This is a genomic window from Pelagimonas phthalicica, from assembly GCF_004364805.1.
Classification (GTDB): Bacteria; Pseudomonadota; Alphaproteobacteria; order Rhodobacterales; family Rhodobacteraceae; genus Pelagimonas; species Pelagimonas phthalicica.
The window spans coordinates 478332-498015 of sequence record NZ_SOAP01000003.1 but is presented as its reverse complement, the minus strand read 5'-3'; the positions used below and the strand labels follow the sequence as shown (position 1 = coordinate 498015).

Here is a 19684-nt window from a genome sequence, read left to right as displayed (position 1 = left end):
TGCGTTTAAGAGCCGCACTTACTCAGGGCTCCAGGCCTCATAATCGCGGCGATCCGCCGGTTCGGCAGCGCGTAGAGACCCGGCAGGCGCATAGGCCAGCGCGGTGCCGGTGACGTTTTCCTGATGCGGCTTTTCCCAGGTCTTGTGCGCCAGCCCCTTGTCGCCCGGACGTTCGTCAAAGGTGTGATGCAGCCAGCCATGCCAATCGGGGCTGATGCGCGAGGCCTCGACCTCACCATTGAAGATCACCCAGCGCTTTTTGCCGTCACGGGATTCGTAGAACACATTGCCCTGCTCATCTTCGCCAACTTTGACGCCTTTGCGACGCGTGTAAAGCACGGTGGTCAGCGTGCCGCCGTTCCACCAGGTCACAACGCGCAGAATCTTGCTGAGAATGCTCATGGACGACTCCTGTTTCTCTAAACGCCTATATGGCGAAATCGCGCCCAAAGGTCCAGTGGTCCGGCTGCCGCAGGGCGCGAAGCTGCTCGAATTTTCGCTGAAAATTCGTCAGACCGAGGGGGCCAGAGCGGTCAATTCGATCTCGATGCGGAATTTCGGGTCGATCAGACCACATTCCACCATGGTCGCCGCGGGCGGGTTATCGCCAAAGGCCGCCGACAGGATGGGCCAGCAAGGTTCGAATTCGTGACGATCCGGCAGGTAGTAATTCACCCGCACCGCGTCGGCGAGGCTGGCACCGGCCTCGGCCAGCGCTTTCTCGATGATCTCCAACGCCGATTTGCACTGCTCCTCAACCGTGTCGCCCTGTCCGACCGTGCCCGCCACATGGACAAAGCCACCGGCCACGACAGCGCGGCAATAGCCGATTTTGGCTTCGAATTCGCCGCCCGAGGAAATGCGTCTGATGCTCATGGTTAACACCCTGTTCGTTTCATAGATCGGGCTTATCCTTGCCTCATTCAGGTGCAGGATGCCATGGTGAATTCACCCCTTAATGAGCGCAATATGTCTGCACCCGTGATCAACAAACCCTTTCGCAAGCCGGATCCAAATGGCGGCTGGTCACGTCAGGTCGAGATCCTACGCAACGCCACTGTGATCCCGCCGAGTGAACGTAGATTTGTGCAAGAGGCGGGGGTTTTGCGGGAAAACGGGTCATTTTGTGCCCAAGGGGCGCATTGGCGCAAGGCGCGACCTTTGACCGTGAAACCGGATGCGCCCGACGGCAAGCTGCCGCGCCTGCCGGGCACTTGGTTGTGGGGCGGGGTGTTGTTTCGTCATTTTGGCCATTTCCTGGTGGAAAGCTCGGGGCGGCTCTGGCCGCTTGGCAATCTGCCGGAACCCATCGAAGGGGTTCTGTTCATTCCCAAAAGCCCCGGCGCTGATTTTGCCCCGGAACCGTTTCATCGTGATTTCTTTGAATTGGCTGGGGTGCATCGTGTCTATCAGGCCGATCGCCCGTTGCGCGTGGACAAGCTGTATGTACCCGGTCAGGGGTTTGGGCTGGGGCAGATCATTGAGGGCACAGATTACGCCCGCACGTTTTTCCAAAGCCGCTTTGCGCAAGATATCGCACCGGATGGGCCGGAAAAGCTTTATATCAGCCGCTCAAAACTGGGGCGCGGGCGCGGGAAATTGCTCTGCGAGGATCATCTGGACGGTCTGTTGGCCGATCAGGGGTACGAGATCTTTCACCCGCAAGCCCATGATCTGAAAACGCAAGTCGCACGGTACAAGGCGGCGCGGCAGGTCATCGCCTCAGAAGGCAGTGCCATCCATCTGTTTGCCATGGTGGCGCGGCCCGTACAGCAACTGGCCGTCGTGGCGCGCCGCGTGTCGCAAGCCACTGGTTTCCTGCTGCGTCACGTGCGCAGCTTTGCCGGGATTGAGCCGGTTCTGGTCAACACGCTGCATCGCAGCTGGGTGCCGGAAAACGAAAGCGTTGCGCGCCTGTGGCTGAGCGAATTGGACTTTGCCGCCGCGCATCACCTGTTGGCGCAGAACGGGTTTGTCGACGGTCCAACTTGGGATGACCCGAGTGCGCAGGCCCTGGAGGAGGCAAAGAAAAAGGCGAGCGATGTGCCGCTCGCCCCTACGGGTTCGATGGAAGAGGAGGAGCTTTAGCTCGCCGCCTCTTCCTTTTCTTTTTCTGCGTGTACCATCAATGGCTTGGCATCGGAGTTCACCGCCTCGTCATTGACGACAACCTCGGCCACATCATCCATGCCCGGCAGTTCAAACATGGTGTCAAGAAGGATGCCTTCGAGGATGGAGCGCAACCCGCGCGCACCGGTCTTACGTTCGATGGCTTTCTTGGCGATGGCCGACAGCGCATCTTCGGTGAATTTCAGCTCGGCTTCTTCCATTTCAAAGAGGCGCTGATACTGTTTCACCAAGGCATTTTTCGGCTTGGTCAGGATGGTGACAAGCGCGTCTTCATCCAGATCCTCGAGCGTTGCCACAACCGGCAAACGGCCGACAAATTCCGGGATCAGCCCGAATTTCAGCAGATCCTCTGGTTCGAGGTCCTGGAAAATCTCGCCAACGCCGCGGGCATCTTCGTCGCGGACATCCGCGCCAAAGCCCATGGCCGAACCTTTGCCGCGCTGCGCGATGATCCGATCCAGACCAGCAAACGCACCGCCACAGATGAACAGGATATTGGTGGTGTCCACCTGCAGGAATTCCTGTTGCGGATGCTTGCGCCCACCTTGCGGCGGCACCGAGGCAACTGTGCCCTCCATCAGTTTCAGCAAGGCCTGCTGAACCCCCTCACCCGAGACGTCGCGGGTGATGGATGGGTTTTCCGATTTACGGGTAATTTTATCAACTTCGTCGATATAGACGATGCCGCGCTGTGCGCGTTCGACATTGTATTCCGACGCCTGAAGCAATTTCAGGATGATGTTTTCCACATCTTCACCGACATAGCCCGCCTCGGTCAGCGTGGTGGCATCCGCCATGGTAAAGGGCACATCCAGAATGCGCGCCAGGGTCTGAGCCAGCAGCGTCTTACCACAGCCGGTTGGGCCGATCAGCAAGATGTTGGATTTCGCCAGTTCAATATCGCTGGATTTCTGCGCATGGTTCAGACGTTTGTAATGATTGTGCACGGCCACCGACAACACGCGCTTGGCCTTGCCCTGACCAATCACGTAATCATCGAGAACATCACAGATTTCCTGCGGTGTTGGCACCCCTTCGGAGGATTTCAGCCCAGCGCCTTTGGTCTCTTCACGGATGATGTCCATGCAGAGTTCGACGCATTCGTCGCAGATGAAAACCGTGGGGCCTGCGATCAGCTTGCGCACCTCATGCTGGCTCTTGCCGCAGAAGCTGCAATAGAGGGTATTCTTGCTGTCGCTGCCAGAATTCGTTGCCATGTCGTACCTTTCCCGGAAAACCCGGTTCATTCACTTTGACGGTGACCCGTTACAGGCACCCCCACATCGTGCCGGTCACCAAGTTCCTGCCAGCTTAGGACAGGCGTTCCGGCTCGACAATCGGAAAATCACCCCGGTTTTATTCCTTTAGGAAATGTGAACCGGGGTGTCCGTTTTTTACTCGTCATCCCCATCTTTGGCGCGGGTGGTTACGATCTCGTCAATAAGACCCCACTCTTTGGCCTCTTCGGGAGACATGAAGTTGTCGCGCTCAAGCCCGGACTCGACCTCTTCATAGGTGCGGCCAGTGTGATGGACATAGATTTCGTTCAGGCGCTTTTTCAGTTTCAGCGTCTCTTCGGCGTGAATCATGATGTCGGTTGCCTGACCTTGATAGCCACCGGAAGGCTGGTGGACCATGACGCGGCTATTGGGCAGCGAGAAACGCATGCCAGCCTCGCCAGCAGTCAACAACAACGAGCCCATCGAGGCCGCCTGACCAATCACCAGGGTGCTGACCTTGGGCTTGATATATTGCATCGTGTCATAGATCGACAGGCCAGAGGTCACGACACCGCCGGGGCTGTTGATATACATCGAGATTTCCTTGGACGGGTTCTCCGCCTCAAGGTGCAGAAGCTGCGCCACGATCAGCGAAGACATGCCGTCATGCACCGGACCGTTGAGGAAAATGATCCGCTCCTTCAACAGGCGCGAGAAGATATCATAGGCGCGCTCACCACGGCTGGTCTGTTCAACCACCATGGGCACGAGAGTGTTCATATATACGTCTAATGGATCTTTCATCGCGGTCCCGCCTGCTAAGTCTCTGGTAACTGCCTAATGCCTAGGTATTGATAGAGTCTTAGTGCCGCCCCTAGGGGGCTGCAAGGGGATGGCGGGAAAAAGCCGGTTCTACCAAGAGATGAACACCTGGCCCGCCGGGATGGGCAGGATCGTGCGCGGACTTGGGGTCAGAGGTTTCGCAACCGGCTTTGGATCGACCGCATTTCTATTTTTTTCGAATTTATTTGAATGATTGTGCTTTCGTGAAATCCAGCGTAAAAATTCCTGACTTCGAAATCAAATCAAAGGTCTCCGGATGTCTTTTTCACCCAAGATACTTATGAATGACGGGCGCTATATCGACCAGCTCGGGTTTGGCATCTGGTCGATCCCTGCGGATCAAACTGCTGCGGCGGTATCTTCGGCGCTTGGGCTAGGATATCGGCTGGTGGATGGGGCGTGGATCTATGGCAATGAGGCCGAACAGGGCGCAGGGCTGAAGGCTTCGGGGGTAGAGCGCAAGGATGTGTTCCTGACCAGCAAAGTCTGGAACGATGCCCATGGCCGCGAGAAAACCCGCGCCTCGGTGGAACGCAGCCTGACCAGCATCGGGGTGGAGCAGTTGGACCTGGTTCTCATTCACTGGCCGGTTCCGATGCAGAACCTCTATGTCGAAACCTGGGAGACACTGATTGAGCTGCAAAAGGAAGGGAAGATCGCGTCGATTGGCGTGTCCAACTTCAATGCGGACCATCTGAAACACATCATTGATGCAACCGGCGTAACCCCGGCGATCAATCAGATCGAGGTCAATCCGCAACTGCAGCAGCCGGAATTGTGCAAGGTGTGCAAAGAGATGGGCGTTTTGGTGCAGGCTTGGACGCCTTTGGGGAATGGGGCCGAATTTGCCAGCAAACCCATCGCTGACGCCGCGGCGCGCACCGGGAAATCCCCGGCGCAAGTGGTGCTGCGCTGGCTGATCCAACGCGAAGTGACGGTGATCACCCGCTCGGTCAATCCTGCACGTCAGGCGGAGAACCTCAATGTGTTCGACTTTGAGCTCACAGATGCGGAAATGGCAGAGATTGCCACGCTGGACAAAGGCCTGCGCACCGGGCCCGACCCGTCGGTTTTCAAATTGATGTAAGAAAAGGGCGCAACCCGCGTTGCGCCCTTTCTTTCATTTCACAATCGCTTAGCCAAACATGTCCGAGGTGATGCCCGCATACCAGCCGACGCTTTCCTCATAGGTGCGTTTGCGCAGGTCCGCGTCTTCGCCGGTGGCTGAGATAAAGCCATCGACCTTGGCGATTTTCTCATCCGTCGCCTCATAGGACGCGCCCACCTTAACCCCGTCATCCGTATCGATCAGCGACCAGCAGGTGTTGGAGAACTTGGCAGGGAAAACCTTGGACCCGGTCAGCGCGCCACGCACGGCCATCGCGGCCACCTTGGCCTGAGAATTGGCCGAGAAGCCGGATTTTGGCATGTCACCCTGGGCCGAGGCATCGCCGAGAATATGGACATTCTCGTCCAAACGGCTTTGCATCGTGTGGCCGGAAACAGGGGCCCAATTGCCCTCGGTAAGGCCAGCGGCCTCGCAGATCAGACCCGCCTTTTGTGCCGGGATAACGTTGCAGACATCAGCCTTGACCACTTCGCCGTCGATATCGACCTCCATCGTGTCCGGGTTGACCGAAACATTATTGCCGCCGAAATCGGGGCCGATGCGTTCGATCATACCATCGTAATGCTTGGCCCAGCCTTCCTCAAACAGCGCCTGTTTGGAGAATTTCGGCTTGGGATCGGCGATGATGATCTTGGCGGTCGGATTGTTGTTCTTGAGGTAATGCGCCACCATCGAGATCCGCTCATACGGCCCGGGCGGGCAACGGAACGGGTTGGGCGGAGCAACCATGACATAGGTGCCGCCCTCGGGCATGGCCATGATCTGACGTTTGAGCAGTTCGCTTTGCGTCCCGGCCTTGTAAGCATGGGGCATTTTTCCCTGTGCCGCCGTGGACCAACCGGGAACCGCGCCGTCGACAAAATCGATGCCGGGGCTGATGACCAAACGGTCATATGGCACCGAGCCACCGCCGGCCAATGCAACCGTCTTGGCATCGCGATCCACGCCTGTCGCCCAATCATGCACAACATTGATGCCGTATTCAGCAGCCAGGTTGCCATAGGTGTGGCCGATTGAGCTCAGCTCGCGGAAACCGCCGATATAGAGGTTGGAAAAGAAGCAGGTGTAATAGGTGCGTGTGGGTTCGATCAGGGTGACATCCACCTCGCCCTTGCTGTCCTTGGCGATATAGCGCGCGGCTGTGGCGCCGCCTGCCCCGCCGCCAATCACCACCGCGCGGGGTTTGCCCATCGCGCGCACCATGGGGGCTGCCAGCGTTGTCGCCGCCGCCGCCGTGCCGATAAAGGCGCGTCTGTTGAGTGTCATATTTGTCTCCTCCTTGTTTTTCGTAACTCACGAACATGAAAAACCCCGCGACCGGTTCGGCCACGGGGTGATGGTTTTAGAAATGATGGGACCGGTCAGCTTGGCAACAAACCAAAGGCAGCGGCCAAAGCCAGCACCGTTCCCAGAACGAGAATGCGGGCTGAAAAGGACATCGTTAAAGGTTCCAATCAAATGCGCCGGGCGGGAGGACCCGGCAGAGACAAAGGGAGACGGGATCGGAAACCCGATCCCTGCCCTCACTCTGAAGCATCTGACTATTTGGAACAATTGCGGAATACCTGACCCTTTCCCCTGTGTGACACTATTCCAGATTGGCGAAATACGCGGCGAGCGCGGCGATTTCTTCGTCGCTCAAACGCCCCGCCATCATCTGCATCACCGGATGCGGACGCAGCTTTTGTTTGTAGGCATGCATGGCGATGACGAAGTCTTCTTCGTACCAATAGGCAATGCCCGGAATGCCATCATCATCCCCGTTGATCTGATGGCAGGTCAGACATTCCGAGGCGAGGTATTCGCCATATTCCGGGTCACCAACAATCGCTAGAATCTCGGGTGTCAGCTCGACATTATATGCCAAGGCCGTGGGTTCGGATTCCGGAATGTCCTGCGGGCTGGCGGAGAAGGTGCGCAGATAGGCCAGCACATCGCGCCGGTCCTGCGGTTTCTTCATACCGCGGTAATCCATATTGGTGCGTGAGACCAGGACCTTGGGGTTTTCCAGATAGGCGTTGAGGTGTTCGATATCCCAGACCATGCCATCCGCAAAGGCGCGCTTCAGCCCGGCAGAGTATTCAAACCCCTCCATGCTGCCTGCACGACGACCAAAGAGGTCGTTCAGGCTGGGCCCTTTGTCATGCTGGGCCCCCTCGCCCACCTGGTGACAGCCGATACAGGCGCGATAGAGCTGTTCGCCACGGGTGGCATCACCCAGCGCTTCAGCCTCTTCCTCGGCGTGCACGGCCCCGAACGGGGCCAATGCGAGAGCACATGCAAAGGCAAACCGGCGCATCACTGGGACACCGATTTCAGATATTCGATCATCGCGGCGATATCGCCTTCTTTTTTCAGACCGTTAAAGGACATTTTGGTGCCTTTCATGAACTTCTTGGGTTTGGCCAGAAAGCCCGCCAGATTGGCGTCATCCCAAGTGCCGCCGAAACCGGCCATGGTCTTGGAATACTTGAACCCTTCGGCCCCGCCAATCGCTGCGCCATAGATACCGTTCAGGATCGGGCCGGTCTTGTGCTTGGCATTGTCGCCAACCTGGTGGCAGGACTTGCATTTCTTAAAGACCTTTTCCCCTTTGGCGACCAACTCCGCATCCAGGGCCGCAACTTCGGGCTCTGGTTCAGGGGCTGCTTCGGGCGCGGGCGCTGGGGAGGCCTTGGCCTCTTCTGCCATGGCGGCGTCCCCATGTTCCTGATCCGGTGTCACGTTCAAGACCGTGGCGCGCATGGTGACTTCGACGCTGTCCTTGCAGTTTTCCATGCAGGGTTCACCGCGCCAATGGGCGTATTCCGTCGCCTCGCGGTCGTCGATGATAAAGCCGCCAGCATTGGGCATCTGCACATCCAGGAAGGTTTCGTTCGACAGTTCGAATTCATCATCGATGAGGTCGTTGGAATAGAGGATATAGGCCACGATGGCATAGACCTCATCCGCGCTGAGCGATTGCGCATTGCCAAAGGGCATAGAGCGGTTGACGTAATCCCAAGTCGTGGAGAGGTAAGGCCAGTAGGAACCGACGGTTTTCAGCGGGTCCTCGTGATCCAGCGTATCCGCGCCACCGGCCAATTTAGGCCAGTTATCAATACCTTCGGCAAAGTCGCCATGGCAGATGGCGCAATGTTCGGCAAAGATCTCTTCGCCGTCAAACGCGTTGCCAGACCCGACCGGCAGGCCTGTGCCATCAGGCTGCACATCCACATCCCAAGCGGCGATTTCTTCGGGCAAAGCCGTGCGGCCAAGGCCATATTTCTCGGCCATGGCCGGAGTGGCGAGGATCAGTGCCGCCGCTGTCAGGTTAAGAAACTTCGACATTTTCCGCCTCCCCATTGGCTTTGACATGCCAGGTCTGGATACAATTGTTGTGATAGATCGAGTTCAGCCCGCGCACTTCGCGCAGTTGGGCTTTGGTCGGCTGGACATAGCCGGTTTCGTCCATGGCACGGCTCTGCAGCAGCATCTCTTCGCCATCCCATGTGGTGTCGAGATAGAAGCGGGTGAGCGCTTTGTTATCGCCCTGAGTGCTGCCCAGACGCGCGGTTTCCCAGGTCTTGCCGCCATCCTTTGAGACATCCACACGGGTGATGCGCCCATGACCGGACCAAGCCATGCCGGTGATGACCAGCGGGCCCTTGCCGTGCTTGATCGGGGCCTGCGGGCTGGGGGAGGTGACCACGGATTTCGCATCCATGACCCAGGTCCATTTGCGCGAGGTGCCGTCCTCCAAAGTATCAGTATACTTGGACGTCTCTTCGCGGCTTTCGACCGGGCCATCCATGACCTCGATGCGGCGCAGCCATTTGATCCACATATTGCCTTCCCAACCGGGAACGACGAGACGCACGGGATAGCCATGCTCTTTGCGCAGGGCCTCGCCATTGGCTTTGAAGGCCACAAGCACGTCATCCAGCGCCTTTTCCATCGGGATGGAGCGGCCATTCGACGAGGCATCGGCCCCTTCGACATAGACCCATTTGTCTTTCAGATCGCCCGCCGCGTCCAATCCGGCCTCTTCCAGCAGAGTGCGCAGGGTGACGCCGGAATATTCCATGTTGTGGATCATGCCATGGGTGAACTGCGCGCCATTCAGCTGCGCGCCGGCCCATTCCATGCCGGTATTCGCCGCGCATTCGCAGAAATAGATGTGGTTCTGGCGCGGGAAACGTTCGAGGTCAGCATAGGTAAAGACCAGCGGATTATCGACCAAGCCGTTGATCATCAAACGATAATCTTCTTTCTTCAACTCAATCGCGCCGGAATGGTGCCGCTCAAAGGCGCAGCCCTGCGGCGTGATCGTGCCGTCAAGCGCATGGATTGGTGTGAAGTTGATCGAGCTGATCGTGTCTGCGGTCAGCCATTCCACATTGCGGCGGATCACATCCCCCTCATGCGAGATCGGCAGGCCATAGGGGGTCGCGTCAACCCCATCGCCAAGGCCGCTGGCCCAGTCCTGTACTTCTGTGATCAGCGGGTCAGGCGTGCCTGCACTGGCCCCACCGGCTACGGCCCCCGCCCCAAGCGCCGCTGCGCTGGTCAGGAACTGGCGGCGGGACGGGCCCGATTTGGTTTCCTCTGCCATCTCATGTCTCCTTTCGGATCATCAAATTCTTCTATGTGAATGGATGGGTCGCAAAACGGCCCGATTTCGGGGTGGTGGGCTTAGGTGCCCACCACAGTGACGGAGTTATTGGGATCAAGCGTCACGGTGCCCTGCTTGCGAATATGGCTTTCGACCACATCCCAAATCTGCGGGCCTTCGGTGCCTTCGTTCACGCTGGCCCAACCGGCAACGATATAGGTCTTGGCCGGGTCAATCGCCTCGCCTGTTTTGAGCAAGGTCATCTCGGTGATGCGTTCGCCCTGCGGCTTGGACACATCGATGCGATAGCCCATGCCCCCGATGCGCACCATGTCGCCGCCCTGTTGATAATAGGGATCGGGGTTAAAGATGTTATCAGCCACGTCCTCAAGGATCACCTTGATGAATTCACCTGTCATTTCAGAGCGATAGGCCTCGCCATAACTCATCGAGGTCACGTTCCAGATGTCTTCGTGGGTGATCGGATCGCCGGGCAGCAGGCTTGGCCCCCAGCGCACGCCGGGCGACATGGCAATGTCAGCCTCGCGCTCGGAGATCAGCGCGTCACAGATCAGATCATCCCAGGAGCCATTGAAATTGCCACGACGATACAGCGTGCTGTCGGTGTGGCCGATGACTTCGGCCAGTTGATCGGCATAAGGCGCACGCTGTTCGTTGATCACCGCGGTCATGGCAGGATCCGGCGCGATCACATCCGAGAAGATCGGGATCAGCTTGTGGCGGAAGCCCATCATGCGGCCATCGCGGATATCCAGATCAACGCGCGACACGAATTTGCCGTTCGATCCAGAGGCGACAATAATAGTCTCGCCGACCAGCACCGGTTCGGGCAACGCGTCATGGGTGTGGCCAGAGAGGATCACGTCGATGCCGGTCACTTTGCCCGCCATCTTTTTATCAACGTCAAAGCCGTTATGGCTGAGGCAGACCACACATTCCGCACCCATGGAGCGGACCTCGTCCACCATGGCCTGCATGTTTTCGTCGCGAATACCAAAGGAGTATTCCGGGAACATCCAGCGCGGATTGGCGATGGGCATATAGGGGAAGGCCTGGCCGATGACAGCGACCTTGACCCCGCCACGCTCAAAGAACTTATAGGGTTTGAACAGCTCCGCCGGTTCGTCCCATTCCGCGTCAAAGATATTCTGACCCAAGGCGGCAAAGGGCAGGCCCTCGACGATCTCGGCCACGCGGTCAGAGCCCAGTGTGAACTCCCAATGGAAGGTCATCGCGTCGGGCTTCAGGTGGTTCATGGCATTGACCATGTCCTGCCCTTCGGTGTGATAGCAGGTGTAAGAGCCGTGCCAGGTATCGCCGCCATCCAGCAGGATCGCATCGGGGCGGTCGGCACGAATGGCGTTCACCACAGTGGACACACGATCAAGCCCGCCAACCTTGCCATAGCCTTTGGCCAGCGATTCAAAATCCCCCGCGCTCAGCGCGTAATGGCTGGGCGAGCCATCTTCGATCCCATAGGCGCGGCGGAAATCGGCTCCGGTGATATGGGGCACCGCGCCCTTGTTGCCCCCAACCCCGATATTGATCGACGGTTCGCGGAAATAGATCGGCATCAGCTGCGCATGGATGTCTGTCACATGGATCAGGGAGACATTGCCAAATGTGTCAAACTGCAACAGCTGGTCCTGCGTCAGGCTTTGCTGCGCCGCCAGACGGGCCCAATTGCCAAAGCCGGATGCGCCATACATGGCAGAGGCCGCCATGGAGACTTGCAGGAAATCGCGACGTGAGATCATGGGGAGTGCTTTCTCTCAGGTGTTATCGCAAACGCATTCACGATCATGAATAAGTTAGGGAGGAAAAACCCCGCGCCAGCCAGACCGACGCGGGGCAATGTGTTTAGTTGCGGACCGACGGGCTTTCGACCGACAGACCATTGCTGCGCGAGGCAACATAAAGCTCAAGCGCGATGAAATCCTCGGAGCCGGGGCTATAGGTTTCAGCGCGGGTGTCGCGGACGCAGCCCTTAAAGCGCGAATGCACACCGTTCAGCTTGGCGTTTTTCAAACGATAGACCGGGAAACCGTTGATCTGGCCCTGCGACAGGTGGTCGGCGCGGATGTAGTTGCCATAATTGTCTTCGTGGCAATTCGCACAGCTCAGCTCTAGCTGACCGGTGCGGGTGTAATACATCTCTTTGCCCTTTTCCCACATGGCTGCGGCTGGGCCGTCAATCGCAACGCTCATCGGCATGCCGCGCGAATGCAGCGAAATCATCGCCTCCATGCTCACAGCCTTGCCCGCATCGTATTTCCAGGCCTCGGCCCCCATACGATTGACGCGGCAATCATTGACCTGCATCTGAACGGTGCGCACTTCGCCCGCTTCCTCGTTCCACTTGGGATAGGTCGCCTTGACGCCGACCATGGTCTCTGCCGGATCATTGTGGCAATCGGCACAGGCCTTGCCCTCGGATCCTTCGGCGGTGTTCCAAACGTCCATCGCCTGATCGACAAAGATCATACCCGGGTTGTCAAAATCGTCCAACTGTAAGGATTGCGTTTCGTCGGAGCGAAAATGCCAACCCGAGATCACTTCGTCCACCGCACCGTCAAGATGCGCCGGAGCTGCAGTTTTTGTCACCATTTCGGTTTCGTCGTTGATGACCATGGTGTCATCATCCGCGCCGCCCGCCATGGCCAGAGGTGCCGAAAGACCTGCCACAAGGGCGATGGCCGTCAGTGCCTTGAATGTCATGTTGTTCCTCCCTGAAAACCTCTGCCCCATCGGTTCGCATCAACGGGGCAAAGGGTGACGCGCATCAGCCGATGGCGATTTTCTTGGTCGTTTCGTAGACGTCGCCGTCATCATCGTACCAGGTGAACTTGAACTCGCCGGCCTCGGGCACGGTGGATTCAAATTCGATATATGGGTTGGTCGAGATGGCCGGTTCCAGCGTCACATCCACAACGTTCTGACCGTTGAAATCGCAAGTAAAGCGATTGATGATCGAACGTGGGATCACGTTGCCGGATTTGTCCTTGCGCTGACCGGATTCCATCTTGTGCGAAATCAGGGTCTTGATGGTGATTGCGTCGCCTGCACCAGCTTTCTTGGGGACTTTGACGCGGGGTTTTACACCAGATGCCATGTTTGTTCTCCTAAATTCCTGGGGGCGGGTTAACCGCCGCAGCCGCCGATGGTGACCTTGACGGTCTGAGAGGCGCGCACAAAGCTGCCATCCGCCATTTTTGCAACGGCGATCACATCTTGTGTCCCGGCGAGACGAATACGGGTCGAGGCATCCTGGCTGGCAGCCAGAGGGCCAAAGTTGAAGGTGGCCACAGGCGGTGTCGGGTTGCCCGCCGCCAGAACCATGATCGAGGCCGCGCCCGGTGCAGAGACCGAGATCGGAACAGTGTTGCCGTTTTCGGCAATCTCAGGCGCGGTCAGGGTCAGACCACCCTCACCCACTTCGGCCCCACCGGTGAACTCGGCAATCAGATCATCCACAGCTGCGTTTGCGCGCAGCGGCAGGATCGTCATAAGCGCGGCACCGGCACCCAATGCCAATGTTTCGCGACGTGTGAAATCCATGCGTCTTACTCCTTGAATGGTCGGATCAGCTTTCCTGCAGCGTCAGCAGGAAGGCGACCACATCTTCGATATCTTGCGCCGACAGAAGGGGCGGCAATTCGTCAGTTTTCGGGGCTTTGCCAGTGTAGGCGTCGCCGGGGCGGATATAGCCCTTGGTCTTGTAGAAAGACGGCATCATCGAGCCTTCAAAGGTCATCTTGGCGTCTGCCACAATGCCGCGCAGTTCTTCGGCGCTGCGATTGTCGCCGGTCCAGCTCAGCTCGGGGCCAACTTCGCCGTGAAAGGGCACGTCCGCCAATTGCGCAACCGCGTGGCAGGACACGCAGTTGCCCTTGGACTTGGTCGCGAAAACATCGCGCCCACGCGCCGCATCGCCGGGCTGACCGGTCAGCGACACCGCTACGGCACCATCTTCGTCAAACTGTACATCTGCGGGGGCAACCGTTTCCGCTGTTGCCATTCCGGCCACCAGCATGGCTGCTGTGATTGTCAAAAGCCTCATGTTTCCTCCCTGGGCTTGCTGACCTTTCGGTCTGGCTTGCTCGCTCCGGTTGCCCGAAGCTCCTCTGAACAGGCCGGTTCGCGTCCTCTGTGTATACCGTAGGGCACTGCCCCCTCAGAACGCAACAACAAATTCACAATTGTGAATGACTTGTCGCATCTGCCGAGGTTTCAGTGGGGGTTCAATCAAAGGATCCGTTGTTGCGTTCCTGTATCATACGTGCGTGGTAACGTTGAAAATCCTCACCGTTATCAAGCAGGTAACGCTTTTCCTGCACCCATGTAAACATATCTTTTGTCGTGCCTTTGCCAAAGGCCCCCGGCATGACCGCCACAGCGACATCCATGGCATTTGCGCCCTCGGGCACCTCTTCGGGCAGGAAAACGATGTTGGGTGTGAACATCACCCGCCACTTGCGCGCCATGTCTTTTTCCGACAGCGATTCCCCGTCGAAATCGACCACTTCAATGTCGCCATAGAGGTTCATCTGCACGACAAAGAAGTTTTCGCCGATATAGTCCGAGATGGCCTGATCCGAGAAAACCTCTTCGTGCATTTTGCGGCAATAGATGCAGCCGCGTTGTTCAAAAAACAGCACAAGGCGTTTGCCCTCAGCATTGGCTTCGTCGAGATCTTCGCGCAGATCCTTGAAGGTGTCGCGCATCCAGGGCTGTTTGTGCAGCCCATCGTCGCCGACCTCGGCGAGTGCAGGTAGCGCCAACAACCCGGCGACCAGCGTCAGAATGAAACGTCTCATGATCTCTCCTCCTCAGACCCAATTCGGATAGATTGCCAGCATCCATTCCGCGATCCAACTGACGGAATCGGTGGCGATCAGAATGGCGAACAGGATCAGCATGACGCCCATGACCTTTTCCGTATAGGCCATTTTTGAGCGATGTTTCTGCAACCAGCGCAGGAACGGCTGCGCAAACAGCGCCGCAACCACAAAGGGCGCGGTCATGCCAAGCCCAAATACCGCCAAGAGCAGCGCGCCATGCCAAAGCTCGCCCATGCCCGAGGCAATCGCGAGGATCGTCGCCAGGATCGGCCCAACGCAGGCCGTCCAACCAAAGCCGAACGCCAGCCCCATGACATAAGCGCCAAAGACGGTGGACGGATCTGTTTTGCTTTCAAGCCGCGCTTCGCGATAGAGAAAGCCGATCTTGATCACCCCAAGGAAATGCAGACCAAAGGCAAAGATCACTGCCGCCGCCACATAGGCCAGCACGTCTTTCCAATCGGCAAAGGCCTGCCCCAGCGCCGTCGCCCCAAGGCCCAGCAGCATAAAGATCGTCGTCACGCCAAGCGCAAACATAATGGCCGAGATCGTCAGCCGTCGCTGCGCGCCGGGCGCGATGCCGCTTTCATCGCTCAACTCCGCCATGGACAGGCCCGCCATGTAAGACAGGTAAAAGGGCACCATAGGCAGAATACAGGGGGTGAAGAACGCCCCCAAACCCGCTACAAGCGCACCCGCATAAGAGATGTCGAACATGGGGAATCCTTGATCTATTCACATATTCAGATTATGTTGTTCGACACAAATTGGTCAATTGGTGATCCATGTTGAAACAGATAACCCTCGCGGCGTCCATGGTTTTGGCCGGGGCGCAGATGGCATTGGCGGAGATGCAGCTGGTCATGGTCGAACAGCCCGGCTGTGCCTATTGCGCCGCCTGGAATGACGAGATCGCGCCCGCCTATCCCAACACCGCCGAAGGCCGGTTTGCGCCGCTGGTGCGGGCGGATTTGCATATTGGGCCGCCCAAAGGCGTTGAATATGCCCGGCGGGTCAACTTTACCCCGACATTTATTCTGATAGATAACGGGGCCGAGGTGGCCCGGATCGAAGGATATCCCGGCGAGGATTTCTTTTGGCCCATCTTCGCAAAGCTGCTACAGGACCACAGCGGTTTTGAACCGGTAGGAAATTGAGACGGAACTGACATGGCACTGCCCGTACTGACAGACGACATGAGCGAAGCGGAACTGGATCGGATCGTCGACAAGGCGACCACGGCCTCGGCTTTTCTCAAGGCGATCAGCCATGAGGGCCGCTTGATGATCCTGTGCCATCTGGTGACCGGCGAAAAATCGGTGACCGAACTGGAAGAGCTGCTGTCAGCGCGCCAGGCGGCGGTGTCTCAGCAATTGTCGCGTCTGCGCCTTGAAGGGCTGGTTGTGCCGCGCCGCGAAGGCAAAGCGATCTATTATCGCCTCGCGGATGATCGGCCCAAAAAGATGCTGGAAACGGTTTACGAACTGTTCTGCGCGGATGACGACTGACGCTTAAGATTGACTTTGGCCGTTAAAAATGCGGCCATGTCCTCCTAACAAAAATGCGAGTTGCTGTGCGACGGTCAGGAGGAGGGCCCAAGCATGCGTGAATTCCTGTCTGACTATCAAATGGTTGCCCTGATCGGGCTGGTTGGTGGTGTCATGCTGGGGCTGGCGGCGCGGCTGGGTCGTTTCTGCACTTTGGGCGCGATCGAAGACGCGCTTTATGGCGGCTCCACCCTACGGATGCGCATGTGGGGCGTGGCCATTGGGCTGGGCATTGTCGGCAGTTTTACCTTGATGGCGGCCGGTCTGTTTCAAAGCGAAGCCAGCTATTACCTGTCAATCCGCTGGATGCCGGTGGCTTCGATTCTGGGCGGGCTGATCTTTGGCTATGGCATGGCCCTATCGGGCAATTGCGGCTATGGCGCGGTGGCGCGGCTGGGCGGCGGCGATCTGCGCAGCTTTGTCATTGTTCTGGTCATGGGCGTTTCCACCTATGTGGCGCTGTCCGGCCCACTGGCCCCGCTGCGCAATGCGCTGTTTGAGCAAGTGGACGTGACCAGCGCAGAAATCCCGCCGGGCATTGCCCATCATCTTAGCGCAGTCACTGGCGTGCCGTTGACGGTGATCGGAATTGCCATTGGGGCGGTGATTCTGGCGGGCTCGCTCTTGTCCAAGGATCTTTGGGCGAAACCATCGCAAATCTTCTGGGCCCTGGTTGTCGGGGTTGCGATCATCACCGGATGGGCGGGCACGGCTTGGATTGCCGAAAGCGGGTTTGAACCCTTGCCCGTCGTGTCACACAGCTTTGCCGCCCCGATGGGGGAAAGCATTTTGTGGTTCATGACCGGATCGGTGCGCCCGCTAAGCTTTGCCGTTGGCTCGGTGGCCGGGATCTGGGTTGGGGCCTTTGTCGGGTCGATGATCAAAGGGCATTTCCGTTGGGAAGCCTGTGAAGACCCGCGCGAATTGAAACGCCAGATCTTTGGCGCAGGCCTGATGGGGATCGGGGCGGTTTTGGCCTTGGGCTGTTCGGTCGGGCAAGGCCTGTCGGCCTTTTCGGTGCTGGCCCTGTCAGCGCCTGTCACCTTTGCGGCGATCTTTGCCGGTGCGGCACTTGGCTTGCGCCAGTTGATTGTCGGCTTTCAACCGGCTGAGTAGCGGGTGATTTGAGGTGGGATGGGGCGCTGCCCCGCCCCGAGCAAGCTCGGGACTCCCCGGGATATTTTTGGCCCAAAGAAACCTGGGGCGTTTCGCGTTTCCAGCTCATGTTGAAACCGCTTTCGCGGCCTTTCGCCAACGGCTCAAACGTAGAAAGCTGATGCTTTGCTTCAACAAAAACTGGAAGTGCTTTTGATCAGCTCATTTCCTGAAGGCGGGCCACGTAGCGGGCCAGTGTGTCGATCTCTAGATTGACCTTGTCACCCACTTTGGCCACGCCCCAGGTGGTGACCTTTTGGGTATGCGGGATGATGTTGATGCCAAAACGGGTGCCATCGACCTCGTTCACGGTCAGCGAGGTGCCGTTCAGCGCGACGGAGCCTTTTGGCGCAATATAGCGGGCGAGCTCCAGCGGGGCGTCAAAGGTCAGGCGCGTGCTGTCGCCTTCATCCTTCATCTCGACAATAGTGGCCAGCCCATCCACATGGCCGGACACGATATGGCCGCCCAGCTCATCACCGACCTTGAGCGCGCGTTCCAGGTTGATCACACGCCCCTCGGACCAATCGCCGAGATTGGTTTTGGAGACGGTTTCGGCGCTGATTTCCATGTCAAACCAGTCATCACCCAGCGCGACAACCGTCAAACACACGCCATCACAGGCGATAGAGGCACCAATCTCGATCGTCGCCGTATCATAGGCGGTCTGAATGCGGGCGCGCAGGTCTCCGCGCTGCTCCAGCTCGGCGATGCGCCCCTGATCGGTAACAATGCCTGTGAACATATGATGCCCTTTCCACGACGCGGTGAACCGGCTGCGGCGCGATGGGGCCTTAATTTTGCCGGGTTCAGTGGTTAATGATCTACTCAGGCTTAGGACATAAAACGGCAAAATGAGCAACGCAACCGGCCAAAAACGAGTCTTCCTGTTTCTACAGGGGCCGCATGGACCTTTCTTTCACCGCCTTGGCGCGATGCTGCGCAAGACGGGGGCGGATGTCTGGCGGGTGGGCTTTAATGCCGGGGACCGGGCGTTTTGGTTTCATTCTGCGAGTTACATCCCGTTTCGCGACACGCAGGACAAATGGGCGGACGTGTTTACCCGGCTAATTGCGGAAAAGCAGGTCACTGACATTGTTCTTTATGGCGATGTGCGCGGCATTCACGCTGAGGCGGTCAAGATTGCCGAAGGTCGGGGCCTTTGTGTGCATGTCTTCGAAGAGGGTTATATGCGCCCCTATTGGGTGACCTATGAGCGTGGCGGCTCAAACGGGCATTCGCGACTGATGGAAACATCCGTGGCGGAGATGCAAAAGGCGCTGGCCCAGTCGGATATGGAGGCCCCCCTGCCCCCGGGACATTGGGGGGATATGCGCCAGCATATGTTTTACGGCGCGCTTTATCATTGGTTTGTGATGTTTCGGAATGGCCAATACCGCAATTTCAAACCCCATCGATCGCTGACGGTTGTGCAGGAATTTGCGCTTTATTTGCGGCGGCTGCTTTTGATGCCCGCCACATGGGTGGATCGCGTGGTTTCAACGGCGCGCATTCGTCTGGGCGGGTTTCCCTATCATCTGGCGCTGTTGCAGTTGGAACATGACAGCAGCTTTCAGAAACATTCGCCGTTTGAGACCATGCCGGATTTCCTGCGCGAGGTGATGGCGGGTTTTGCCAAGGGCGCGCCGGGGCATCATCATCTGGTGTTCAAGGCGCATCCGCTTGAGGATGGTCGCGTCAATATGCGCCGCACCGTGCGCCGTCTGGCGCGGGAGTTTGGCGTTGAAGACCGGGTACATTATGTGCGCGGGGGCAAGCTTGCACGGCTTTTAAACGATGCGCGCACGGCTGTGACCGTCAATTCCACCGCCGGGCAACAGGTGCTCTGGCGCGGCATTCCGCTCAAAGTGTTTGGCGCGGCGGTCTATGCCAAGCCTGAATTTGTTTCGGAACAACCGCTGGAACAGTTCTTTGCCCAGCCATCGCGCCCGGACAACAAGGCCTACAAGGACTATCGCCGCTATCTGCTGGAAACCTCGCAGATCCCCGGTGGGTTCTATTCCGCGCGTGGGCGTCGGCAGTTGCTGCGTCAGGTGGTCGACATGATGTTGTCGCCCGAAGACCCCTATGAGGCATTCAAATCCGGCACCGCCGCCCCGAGGCAACAGTTGCGGGTGGTGCGATAGGCAAACACAACCTCTTGTGTCTGCGCCGCGAAAATGACGCCTCTTTTCCATCTGAAA

Annotated in this window: 22 protein-coding genes; 6 read left to right on the top strand and 16 right to left on the bottom strand. The window is 58.1% G+C overall.

Annotation, left to right across the window (positions count from 1 at the left end):
* Positions 1 to 18: 18 nt before the first annotated feature.
* Together CLV87_RS20565 and CLV87_RS20560 are read right to left on the bottom strand one after the other, a co-directional pair.
* Positions 19 to 402 carry an NADH:ubiquinone oxidoreductase subunit NDUFA12 gene (locus tag CLV87_RS20565; RefSeq protein WP_099249227.1) on the bottom strand — a complete coding sequence of 128 codons (384 nt, stop codon included), beginning with the start codon at positions 400 to 402 and terminating at the stop codon, positions 19 to 21.
* A 108-nt stretch (positions 403 to 510) separates the two neighbouring features.
* Positions 511 to 876, bottom strand: a complete 366-nt coding sequence (locus CLV87_RS20560; protein WP_099249225.1) for a RidA family protein — start codon at positions 874 to 876, stop codon at positions 511 to 513.
* Positions 877 to 969: 93 nt separating this feature from the next.
* On the opposite strand from CLV87_RS20560, the gene CLV87_RS20555 reads away from it, so the two are divergent.
* Complete coding sequence (locus tag CLV87_RS20555) at positions 970 to 2088, top strand: glycosyltransferase 61 family protein (RefSeq protein ID WP_166652811.1); 1119 nt, start codon at positions 970 to 972, stop codon at positions 2086 to 2088.
* Here the strand turns inward: CLV87_RS20555 and clpX are convergent.
* Positions 2085 to 3347: an ATP-dependent Clp protease ATP-binding subunit ClpX gene (clpX, locus tag CLV87_RS20550; RefSeq protein ID WP_099249221.1), complete on the bottom strand. Its 1263-nt coding sequence runs from the start codon at positions 3345 to 3347 to the stop codon at positions 2085 to 2087. The two genes, CLV87_RS20555 and clpX, sit on opposite strands and share 4 nt — an antisense overlap.
* 177 nt (positions 3348 to 3524) lie before the next feature.
* On the bottom strand, positions 3525 to 4154 hold the full coding sequence (locus CLV87_RS20545) for an ATP-dependent Clp protease proteolytic subunit (protein WP_099249219.1): 630 nt from the start codon (positions 4152 to 4154) through the stop codon (positions 3525 to 3527).
* Between the two features lie 295 nt (positions 4155 to 4449).
* On the opposite strand from CLV87_RS20545, the gene CLV87_RS20540 reads away from it, so the two are divergent.
* On the top strand, positions 4450 to 5280 hold the full coding sequence (locus CLV87_RS20540) for an aldo/keto reductase (protein WP_099249217.1): 831 nt from the start codon (positions 4450 to 4452) through the stop codon (positions 5278 to 5280).
* A 48-nt stretch (positions 5281 to 5328) separates the two neighbouring features.
* On the opposite strand, the gene CLV87_RS20535 is transcribed toward CLV87_RS20540, so the two are convergent.
* The 11 genes from CLV87_RS20535 to CLV87_RS20485 all read right to left on the bottom strand — a co-directional run bounded on the left by CLV87_RS20535 (position 5329) and on the right by CLV87_RS20485 (position 15495).
* Positions 5329 to 6588 carry an NAD(P)/FAD-dependent oxidoreductase gene (locus tag CLV87_RS20535; protein WP_099249215.1) on the bottom strand — a complete coding sequence of 420 codons (1260 nt, stop codon included), beginning with the start codon at positions 6586 to 6588 and terminating at the stop codon, positions 5329 to 5331.
* Positions 6589 to 6910: 322 nt separating this feature from the next.
* A complete protein-coding gene (locus tag CLV87_RS20530; RefSeq protein WP_099249213.1) occupies positions 6911 to 7621 on the bottom strand; it encodes a c-type cytochrome in 711 nt (236 codons plus the stop codon).
* Positions 7621 to 8652, bottom strand: coding sequence for a c-type cytochrome (locus CLV87_RS20525; protein ID WP_099249211.1), 1032 nt, complete (start codon positions 8650 to 8652; stop codon positions 7621 to 7623). Before CLV87_RS20525 ends, CLV87_RS20530 begins: the two co-directional genes overlap by 1 nt.
* Positions 8636 to 9916: a sulfite dehydrogenase gene (gene soxC / locus CLV87_RS20520; RefSeq protein WP_099249209.1), complete on the bottom strand. Its 1281-nt coding sequence runs from the start codon at positions 9914 to 9916 to the stop codon at positions 8636 to 8638. The genes CLV87_RS20525 and soxC overlap by 17 nt, the downstream gene beginning before the upstream one ends.
* Positions 9917 to 9996: 80 nt before the next feature.
* A complete protein-coding gene (gene soxB, locus CLV87_RS20515; RefSeq protein WP_099249207.1) occupies positions 9997 to 11694 on the bottom strand; it encodes a thiosulfohydrolase SoxB in 1698 nt (565 codons plus the stop codon).
* A gap of 103 nt (positions 11695 to 11797) precedes the next feature.
* Positions 11798 to 12655, bottom strand: coding sequence for a sulfur oxidation c-type cytochrome SoxA (soxA, locus tag CLV87_RS20510; protein ID WP_099249205.1), 858 nt, complete (start codon positions 12653 to 12655; stop codon positions 11798 to 11800).
* Between the two features lie 64 nt (positions 12656 to 12719).
* The gene (gene soxZ, locus CLV87_RS20505; protein ID WP_099249204.1) at positions 12720 to 13049 is read right to left on the bottom strand and encodes a thiosulfate oxidation carrier complex protein SoxZ; all 330 of its coding nucleotides are present in this window, start codon (positions 13047 to 13049) and stop codon (positions 12720 to 12722) included.
* Between the two features lie 29 nt (positions 13050 to 13078).
* Entirely contained in the window at positions 13079 to 13495 is a 417-nt protein-coding gene (gene soxY, locus CLV87_RS20500) for a thiosulfate oxidation carrier protein SoxY (protein WP_099249203.1), read from the bottom strand.
* Positions 13496 to 13520: 25 nt separating this feature from the next.
* On the bottom strand, positions 13521 to 13997 hold the full coding sequence (gene soxX / locus CLV87_RS20495; RefSeq protein ID WP_099249202.1) for a sulfur oxidation c-type cytochrome SoxX: 477 nt from the start codon (positions 13995 to 13997) through the stop codon (positions 13521 to 13523).
* Between the two features lie 181 nt (positions 13998 to 14178).
* On the bottom strand, positions 14179 to 14754 hold the full coding sequence (locus CLV87_RS20490; RefSeq protein WP_099249201.1) for a SoxW family protein: 576 nt from the start codon (positions 14752 to 14754) through the stop codon (positions 14179 to 14181).
* A gap of 12 nt (positions 14755 to 14766) precedes the next feature.
* Positions 14767 to 15495 (bottom strand): cytochrome c biogenesis CcdA family protein, encoded by a 729-nt coding sequence (locus CLV87_RS20485; RefSeq protein ID WP_099249200.1) that lies wholly within the window; start codon positions 15493 to 15495, stop codon positions 14767 to 14769.
* A gap of 68 nt (positions 15496 to 15563) precedes the next feature.
* Between CLV87_RS20485 and CLV87_RS20480 the strand changes: the two genes are divergently transcribed.
* From CLV87_RS20480 to CLV87_RS20470, 3 genes are all read left to right on the top strand, one after another.
* Positions 15564 to 15935, top strand: a complete 372-nt coding sequence (locus CLV87_RS20480) for a thioredoxin fold domain-containing protein (protein ID WP_099249199.1) — start codon at positions 15564 to 15566, stop codon at positions 15933 to 15935.
* 12 nt (positions 15936 to 15947) lie between these two features.
* Positions 15948 to 16286, top strand: coding sequence for an ArsR/SmtB family transcription factor (locus CLV87_RS20475; protein WP_099249198.1), 339 nt, complete (start codon positions 15948 to 15950; stop codon positions 16284 to 16286).
* Positions 16287 to 16379: 93 nt separating this feature from the next.
* Positions 16380 to 17441: a YeeE/YedE family protein gene (locus CLV87_RS20470; protein WP_099249197.1), complete on the top strand. Its 1062-nt coding sequence runs from the start codon at positions 16380 to 16382 to the stop codon at positions 17439 to 17441.
* 196 nt (positions 17442 to 17637) lie between these two features.
* Here the strand turns inward: CLV87_RS20470 and CLV87_RS20465 are convergent, their stop codons facing one another.
* Positions 17638 to 18225, bottom strand: a complete 588-nt coding sequence (locus CLV87_RS20465) for a riboflavin synthase (RefSeq protein ID WP_099249196.1) — start codon at positions 18223 to 18225, stop codon at positions 17638 to 17640.
* 109 nt (positions 18226 to 18334) lie between these two features.
* Here CLV87_RS20465 and CLV87_RS20460 point away from each other — a divergent pair, with 109 nt between their 5' ends.
* Positions 18335 to 19627, top strand: a complete 1293-nt coding sequence (locus CLV87_RS20460; protein WP_099249195.1) for a capsule biosynthesis protein — start codon at positions 18335 to 18337, stop codon at positions 19625 to 19627.
* Positions 19628 to 19684 lie beyond the last annotated feature (57 nt).

Coding starts and splice junctions, on each gene's coding strand:
- CLV87_RS20465 (WP_099249196.1), bottom strand. CDS start 18,225: ATGTTCACAGGCATTGTTACCGATCAGGGGCGCATCGCCGAGCTGGAG.
- CLV87_RS20490 (WP_099249201.1), bottom strand. CDS start 14,754: ATGAGACGTTTCATTCTGACGCTGGTCGCCGGGTTGTTGGCGCTACCT.
- CLV87_RS20560 (WP_099249225.1), bottom strand. CDS start 876: ATGAGCATCAGACGCATTTCCTCGGGCGGCGAATTCGAAGCCAAAATC.
- soxX (WP_099249202.1), bottom strand. CDS start 13,997: ATGAGGCTTTTGACAATCACAGCAGCCATGCTGGTGGCCGGAATGGCA.
- soxZ (WP_099249204.1), bottom strand. CDS start 13,049: ATGGCATCTGGTGTAAAACCCCGCGTCAAAGTCCCCAAGAAAGCTGGT.
- CLV87_RS20565 (WP_099249227.1), bottom strand. CDS start 402: ATGAGCATTCTCAGCAAGATTCTGCGCGTTGTGACCTGGTGGAACGGC.
- soxA (WP_099249205.1), bottom strand. CDS start 12,655: ATGACATTCAAGGCACTGACGGCCATCGCCCTTGTGGCAGGTCTTTCG.
- clpX (WP_099249221.1), bottom strand. CDS start 3,347: ATGGCAACGAATTCTGGCAGCGACAGCAAGAATACCCTCTATTGCAGC.
- CLV87_RS20485 (WP_099249200.1), bottom strand. CDS start 15,495: ATGTTCGACATCTCTTATGCGGGTGCGCTTGTAGCGGGTTTGGGGGCG.
- CLV87_RS20460 (WP_099249195.1), top strand. CDS start 18,335: ATGAGCAACGCAACCGGCCAAAAACGAGTCTTCCTGTTTCTACAGGGG.
- CLV87_RS20535 (WP_099249215.1), bottom strand. CDS start 6,588: ATGACACTCAACAGACGCGCCTTTATCGGCACGGCGGCGGCGGCGACA.
- soxY (WP_099249203.1), bottom strand. CDS start 13,495: ATGGATTTCACACGTCGCGAAACATTGGCATTGGGTGCCGGTGCCGCG.
- CLV87_RS20545 (WP_099249219.1), bottom strand. CDS start 4,154: ATGAAAGATCCATTAGACGTATATATGAACACTCTCGTGCCCATGGTG.
- CLV87_RS20540 (WP_099249217.1), top strand. CDS start 4,450: ATGTCTTTTTCACCCAAGATACTTATGAATGACGGGCGCTATATCGAC.
- CLV87_RS20525 (WP_099249211.1), bottom strand. CDS start 8,652: ATGTCGAAGTTTCTTAACCTGACAGCGGCGGCACTGATCCTCGCCACT.
- soxC (WP_099249209.1), bottom strand. CDS start 9,916: ATGGCAGAGGAAACCAAATCGGGCCCGTCCCGCCGCCAGTTCCTGACC.
- CLV87_RS20480 (WP_099249199.1), top strand. CDS start 15,564: ATGTTGAAACAGATAACCCTCGCGGCGTCCATGGTTTTGGCCGGGGCG.
- CLV87_RS20530 (WP_099249213.1), bottom strand. CDS start 7,621: ATGCGCCGGTTTGCCTTTGCATGTGCTCTCGCATTGGCCCCGTTCGGG.
- CLV87_RS20475 (WP_099249198.1), top strand. CDS start 15,948: ATGGCACTGCCCGTACTGACAGACGACATGAGCGAAGCGGAACTGGAT.
- soxB (WP_099249207.1), bottom strand. CDS start 11,694: ATGATCTCACGTCGCGATTTCCTGCAAGTCTCCATGGCGGCCTCTGCC.
- CLV87_RS20555 (WP_166652811.1), top strand. CDS start 970: ATGTCTGCACCCGTGATCAACAAACCCTTTCGCAAGCCGGATCCAAAT.
- CLV87_RS20470 (WP_099249197.1), top strand. CDS start 16,380: ATGCGTGAATTCCTGTCTGACTATCAAATGGTTGCCCTGATCGGGCTG.